Raw genomic sequence first — 4,044 nt, 5'->3', positions numbered from 1 at the left:
ATGGGGTTGTCGGCCAGGTCAGATGGGTATAAGAGAAAAGGTCCTCGTCGGGGCGGGCGTCCGTCAGCGCCTGCTCGAGGGTCTCGTCGTCCAGGCCGGGCGCGTCGAACGGGTTGCGCCGCCGGCGGTGCGGCAGGGCCAGCCGGGCGGCGACGCGGACGTCGTCCTCGGTGACCTCGTCGCGGCCGCACCAGGCGGCGTGCGCGATCGCGGCGCGGGCGGTGACCAGGTCGGCGCGCAGCCCGTCGACGTCGAAGGCGGCGCAGACGGCGGTCACCTGACGCAGCGCGTCGTCGGAGAGGACGACGTGCGGCAGCCGGGCGCGGGCGTCGGCGATCCGGCGCGCCAGCCCGGCCTCCTCGTCGGCCCAGGAGGCGGCGAACCCGGCCGGGTCGGCGTCGTGGGCGAACCGGCGGCGCACGACCTCGGCGCGCTCGGCCGGGTCGCGGGGGGCGGCGACCTCGACGGTGAGCCCGAACCGGTCGAGCAGCTGGGGGCGCAGCTCGCCCTCCTCGGGGTTCATCGTCCCGACCAGCAGGAACCGCGCCGCGTGCCGCACCGAGACGCCCTCGCGCTCGACGTAGGCGGTGCCCAGCGCGGCGGCGTCCAGCAGCAGGTCGACCAGGTGGTCGTGGAGCAGGTTGACCTCGTCGACGTAGAGGACGCCGCGGTGCGCGGCGGCCAGCAGCCCGGGCTCGAAGGCCTTGACGCCCTCGGTGAGCGCCCGTTCGAGGTCCAGCGAGCCGACGACGCGGTCCTCGGAGGCGCCGACCGGCAGCTCGACCAGCCGGGCCGGGCGGGTGGAGCCCGGGGCGCCGGCGTCGTGCGGGCCGTCGGGGCAGGCCGGGTCCGGGGTGGCGGGGTCGCAGGCGAAGCGGCAGCCGGCGACGACGTCCACGGGCGGCAGGACGGCGGCCAGCGCGCGCACCGTCGTCGACTTCGCCGTCCCCTTCTCGCCGCGGACGAGCACGCCGCCGACGGCGGGGGAGACGGCGTTGAGCAGGAGGGCGAGCCGCATGTCGTCCATGCCGACGACGGCGCCGAAGGGGTACGTCATGCCGGGGCACGTGTCCTCTCCCCGGGTGTCCACGCCCGGAGGTGGCAGGAGGCGACGGCGGGAGTTCCTGACTCGCCGGCGGGGAGCCGGCTCACAGTGGCGGGACCGCGCCGGAGTCGCACCGGGCTTCCTCCACTGCCGTCGCTGTGGCCGGGTCATCAGACCACGACCGCCCCGCCGGGGGACACCCCGGCCCGTTCCGCGACGGGATGGGGCGAGTCGACGACCGGCGACTGGGGAGGGACCCCGCTGCCCCGCACCGTGGAAGGACCCCGTCCTCCCCACCCTTCGCGAGCTCAGGGCGGTACCCGGGAGGGAGCCGCGCGGCGGGACCCTGCAGCGGGGCCGGAAGACTCGGGCTGTGGCGGAGCCGGGGTGGGGTGTGCGGGCGGCCGACCTGGCGGTCGTGGTGGCCGCCGCCCTCGCCGTCACGCTGGCCCTCGACGTCCTCGACCTGCCCTCGCCGTCGCTCTTCGCCGGACTGCTCGCCGGGCTGGCGCGCGGCCTGGCCGGCCGCCGGCGGCTCGCCGTCCCCGGGCCGGCCACGACCGCCGCCCAGGGGCTGATCGGCGTCTCGATCGGCGCGCTGGTCGACGTGGACACCCTCGCGGCGATCGGCCGCGACTGGCTGCCGGTCCTGCTGGTCACCGTCGGCACCCTGCTGCTCAGCGTGCTGGCCGGCCTCCTCATGCGACTGCAGCCGGGGGTCAGCCCGGTGACCGGGGCGTTCTCGATGGTCGCCGGCGGCGCGTCGGGCATCACGGTGATGGCCCGCGAGCTGGGCGCCGACGACCGGATGGTCGCCGTCCTGCAGTACCTGCGGGTGCTGCTGATCGTCGTCCTCATGCCCGTGACGGCGGTGGCCCTGTTCGGCGCCGCCCCCCGGTCCGGGGGAACGACGGTGGACGACGCCGGACCCGGGTGGCCGGCCGGGCTGCTGTTCGTCGCGGTCTGCCTGCTGGCGGGGACGCCGCTGGCCCGGCTGCTGCGGATTCCCGTGCCCACCCTGCTGGGGCCGATGCTGGTCGCGGCCGGGCTCGACCTCGGCGGGCTGTCGGGCGGCGCGGACGTCCCCGTGCCCCTGGAGACGGCGGCCTTCCTCGTCATCGGACTGATGGTCGGACTCGCCTTCACCCGGGACAACCTGCGCACCATCGGGCGCGCGCTGCCGCTGGCGCTGGTCGTCATCCTCGGGCTGGTCGCGGCCTGCGCGGGCCTCGGCGCGGTCCTCGCCGCCACGACCGGGGCCGGCGCGCTGGACGCCTACCTCGCCACCACTCCCGGCGGGCTCTACGCGGTGCTTGCCACCGCCCAGGACAGCGGCGCCGACGCCACCTTCGTGCTCGCCGTCCAGGTGCTGCGGCTGTTCGTGATGCTGTTCTCCGCGCCGCTGCTGGCGCGCTGGCTGCGCCGCACCGACGGGTGAGGAAGGACCCCGTCCTCCCCATCCCTCGCAGGCTCGGGGCGGTGCCCTGGACGGGGCCTGCGCCGGCCCGGTGCCGCGGCCGCCGGGCGCGCCTACCCTCGACCGGGTGTCGGAGGAGGTGAGGGAGCTGTCCGAGGACCAGACCGGCGCGGACGCCGGCACGCAGGACGCGGTGCTGCTGTTCGTCGGTGGCCCACTCGACGGTCGGGTGGAGATCCGCGAGGCGCGGCACGGGGAGCCCCTGCCGACCGTCACGCACGTGCACCTGCACGGCGGCCCCAAGGTCGTGCACCGCTACGACCTGACCCCGCTGGGCCCGCAGGTCGGGGTCTACCACCTGCGCCCGCGGCAGGCCGTCCGCGACGAGTCCGTCGCCGACTGACCCTCACACTCGTCACACCGGGCTCCTGACGGACGGCACTGCCCTGCCGCCCGGGCCGCTGACACCGTCGGGACATGGCCGGCGACCCGCTGCTCCTGCTCCACGTGACCGCCGGGACGGCGGGACTGCTGCTCGGGCCGGTGTGGCTCGCCGCCCGCCTGGCGGGGGCGCGGGCGCGGGGCCCGGCCGGCGGCTACCAGGCGGCGGTCGCCGGTGTCGCGGCCAGCGGGGCAGTCCTGGCGGTGTCGGCGCCCGGCCTGGGCTGGCTGCTCCCGGTGGCCGCGGCCACGGAGGCGCTCGCGGTCGCCGGCGCACTGGCCCGGCGACAGGACTGGCCCCACTGGCGGACCCTGCAGCCGCACCTGCTGGGGGGCTCGTACATCGCGCTGGTGACCGGGCTGCTGGTGGCCTCCACGGGGGACCCGGTGTGGTGGGTGCTGCCTGCGCTGGTCGGGCAGGTGCCCATCGCCGTCGCGAAGCGCCGGCTCCAGGGTGCGGGTGGCGCGGCGCCGGCCGCTCAGCGGCTCGGCAGCACCGGCGGGAGGTAGCCCAGACCCGTCGCGGTGCACCTGCCGGACGTCGACCCCGGCGGCGTCCCCGGAGTCAGCGGTGCAGCGCGCGCAGCGCCGTCACCACGTCGTCGAAGACCGCGCGCCCGATCGCCGCGCCCTCCCGGCGGGCCGAGCCGGTCGGCACCAGCAGCAGCCGGTCCAGCCGCACCTCGCTGGGCCGCCCGCGCGGGTCCCAGCCGCCGCGGCCGACGTCCATCCAGCGGCGGCCGTGCCGGGCCTCGTCCGCGGCGTCCCGGTCGTGGTCCTGGCTGGACAGCATCAGCCCGACCAGGTCCGCGCCCCGCCGGCCGACGACGAGCACCGGCCGGTCCTTGCCGCGGCCGTCGCCCTCGTCGTAGGGCACCCACGCCCAGACGACCTCGCCGGGGTCGGGCGCGCCGTCGTCCTCCGGGCGGTGGACGAGGTCGACCCCGTCGAGGCCACCGGGGAGGTCGCGCACGCCGCCGCCGGACGGCGCCTCCCGCCGGGGAGCCGCGGGCGGGGGAGGAGCGGGCCGCAGCACCGTCCGCAGCAGCGACCTGAGCACTCGGGGCAGGGAGGGGCCGGCCATGCCGGGCACGGTACGGGCTGCCTTGTAAAAACTACTGACCCTGCCCTACTCACCCTA

At 77.3% G+C, this 4,044-nt stretch carries 5 protein-coding genes and 1 riboswitch; of the genes, 3 read left to right on the top strand and 2 right to left on the bottom strand.

Annotation, left to right across the window (positions count from 1 at the left end; all coding sequences use genetic code 11):
• Positions 1–1,057 (bottom strand): ATP-binding protein (locus CNO22_RS26015; RefSeq protein WP_198588618.1); only part of this gene is annotated, 1,057 nt, incomplete at its 3' end.
• A gap of 61 nt (positions 1,058–1,118) precedes the next feature.
• Positions 1,119–1,190, bottom strand: a riboswitch (cobalamin riboswitch).
• Positions 1,191–1,418: 228 nt separating this feature from the next.
• On the opposite strand from CNO22_RS26015, the gene CNO22_RS26010 reads away from it, so the two are divergent.
• From CNO22_RS26010 to CNO22_RS26000, 3 genes are all read left to right on the top strand, one after another.
• Positions 1,419–2,483, top strand: coding sequence for an AbrB family transcriptional regulator (locus CNO22_RS26010; protein ID WP_100502139.1), 1,065 nt, complete (start codon positions 1,419–1,421; stop codon positions 2,481–2,483).
• Between the two features lie 106 nt (positions 2,484–2,589).
• Entirely contained in the window at positions 2,590–2,865 is a 276-nt protein-coding gene (locus CNO22_RS26005; RefSeq protein ID WP_232807368.1) for a hypothetical protein, read from the top strand.
• A gap of 74 nt (positions 2,866–2,939) precedes the next feature.
• Positions 2,940–3,413: a hypothetical protein gene (locus tag CNO22_RS26000; protein WP_100502138.1), complete on the top strand. Its 474-nt coding sequence runs from the start codon at positions 2,940–2,942 to the stop codon at positions 3,411–3,413.
• Between the two features lie 55 nt (positions 3,414–3,468).
• Here CNO22_RS26000 and CNO22_RS25995 read toward each other — a convergent pair whose 3' ends face one another.
• Positions 3,469–3,987: a type II toxin-antitoxin system PemK/MazF family toxin gene (locus tag CNO22_RS25995; RefSeq protein WP_198588617.1), complete on the bottom strand. Its 519-nt coding sequence runs from the start codon at positions 3,985–3,987 to the stop codon at positions 3,469–3,471.
• Positions 3,988–4,044: the final 57 nt, after the last annotated feature.

Source organism: Geodermatophilus chilensis (genome assembly GCF_002802985.1).
In the GTDB taxonomy this organism is placed as follows: Bacteria; Actinomycetota; Actinomycetes; order Mycobacteriales; family Geodermatophilaceae; genus Geodermatophilus; species Geodermatophilus chilensis.
Note: the sequence above shows the minus strand (reverse complement) of the source record. Positions and strands in the feature narration are given on the sequence as shown.

Excerpts from the sequence above, each read along its gene's own strand:
- CNO22_RS26000 (WP_100502138.1), top strand. The coding sequence starts at position 2,940 with ATGGCCGGCGACCCGCTGCTCCTGCTCCACGTGACCGCCGGGACGGCG.
- CNO22_RS25995 (WP_198588617.1), bottom strand. The coding sequence starts at position 3,987 with ATGGCCGGCCCCTCCCTGCCCCGAGTGCTCAGGTCGCTGCTGCGGACG.